The 1,353-nt window shown below is 40.1% G+C and carries 3 protein-coding genes; all 3 read right to left on the bottom strand.

All coding sequences use genetic code 11. The annotated features are described in order from the left end of the window. Positions 1 to 365: SLOG family protein (locus tag M595_RS27595; RefSeq protein ID WP_023065138.1), on the bottom strand; the 365-nt coding region annotated here is incomplete at its 3' end. 86 nt (positions 366 to 451) lie between these two features. Next, a complete protein-coding gene (locus M595_RS31395) occupies positions 452 to 610 on the bottom strand; it encodes a hypothetical protein (protein ID WP_161809803.1) in 159 nt (52 codons plus the stop codon). A gap of 98 nt (positions 611 to 708) precedes the next feature. Beyond that, entirely contained in the window at positions 709 to 1,248 is a 540-nt protein-coding gene (locus tag M595_RS27590; RefSeq protein WP_023065096.1) for a hypothetical protein, read from the bottom strand. Positions 1,249 to 1,353: the final 105 nt, after the last annotated feature.

Here is a 1,353-nt window from a genome sequence, read left to right as displayed (position 1 = left end):
CCATCCCAAACCGCCAGTCCAAGTTGGGAATTTTTAACCAGAAATTGATTTCGAGCTTGCATAACTCCCCGTTTATATTGGGGGTAAAGAACTTTAACTTCCTCAGCTTTTGTAAGGAGAATTAGATAATGAAGTTGGTTCGCTCTCGGCCAGAGTGCGGATTGGTCTTGACAAGGAATAATAGCTTTCCAAGTTAGCTGGCGAGCTACCCAAACCTCGGCTGCAAGTTGGTCGGTTCCCAATGCCATGCCAGTGAGAAAAGTAGTACAGCCTCTCTCGATAGCAAAGTTAGTTAATTGTTCAAGACCCTGGTGAACAAGAGGGGAATTTATCCTTCGATGTCCCGTAATAAATGCTGTTTTCATTTAAACTGATAAACTATAAAGCAAGACAAGGAAGCGGTAGAAAATAAAAAAACCTCCCCGGTTGGGAAGGCTTGAGAACTCAACGGTTATTCGTCGAAGTAAATTCGTTTTATATCCGTTTTCCAATCAGACCAACGCCACCAAATAGTCAGGTTAATTGGCTTGATATGAATCAAGTTCCATCCCAGAAAGCGATGCTGATTTAGGGCTATGTACCGGGTAAAAAACAAGTAGAAGTGTTTCATAATTTTGAAGAAAAAACCAATAAGATTAGCTGGTAAGTTTATGAAAATCCGAATAAAAAAAACTTCCCGGTTGGGAAGCTTCTAATGAATCAGGCTATCTAAATCAAACTCCGATAACCTTTCTGTTCGTTCAACTGCCAAAATACCAAACTAAACCGTTCTGCTGATTTAATTTGTTTAACTCCATGAAGGACTTTACAGTTAAACTGAAGGATATCGCCATCTTTCAAAAGATAATCGGTTGGGTTCGGTTCGCCATAACTAAACACAGCTTCGCCTAAGTTTACAGATATTGCTTTAGGTTTTGCATAGGTATGGTCTCGATGTAAGTTGATTCTTCCATCACTAATCTTACCGTTATCAAAGTTGCCTCCAAAAGTCAACAAACCGATATTACAATCTGGATAAACTCGTTGACTAAAGTTCCAGATTCTCTCGTCAAAATAACTTTTGGTCAGCTTGCCGTTTCTGAAGTATACCTCATGGAAAAGCCACAACCGATAACGGCCCTTCGCATAGTTACTGACATCAGCAACCAGTTTATGTTTCATGCTCCGACACCAATCTCTCAGGGCGTTACTATTTTGAACTTGATTGATTCGCTTGAAGTCAGTCGGAAATCCTAACTTATGGGTCATGGCAGATTACCTCAAAATATCATTCCTTTTCTGCGGTAGCTCCCCAAAAAATAAGCTTCCAGTTCCCCGGAAGCTTACTTTAAATTCCCACAAGTATCTTTTGTA

The organism is Lyngbya aestuarii BL J (assembly GCF_000478195.2).
Classification (GTDB): domain Bacteria; phylum Cyanobacteriota; class Cyanobacteriia; order Cyanobacteriales; family Microcoleaceae; genus Capilliphycus; species Capilliphycus aestuarii.
The sequence above is the reverse complement of the archived record's forward strand: the minus strand, read 5'-3'. Positions and strand labels throughout refer to the sequence as shown.

Bases quoted from the DNA above. Each gene is read 5' to 3' on its own strand.
- M595_RS27590 (WP_023065096.1), bottom strand. From the start codon at position 1,248: ATGACCCATAAGTTAGGATTTCCGACTGACTTCAAGCGAATCAATCAA.
- M595_RS31395 (WP_161809803.1), bottom strand. From the start codon at position 610: ATGAAACACTTCTACTTGTTTTTTACCCGGTACATAGCCCTAAATCAG.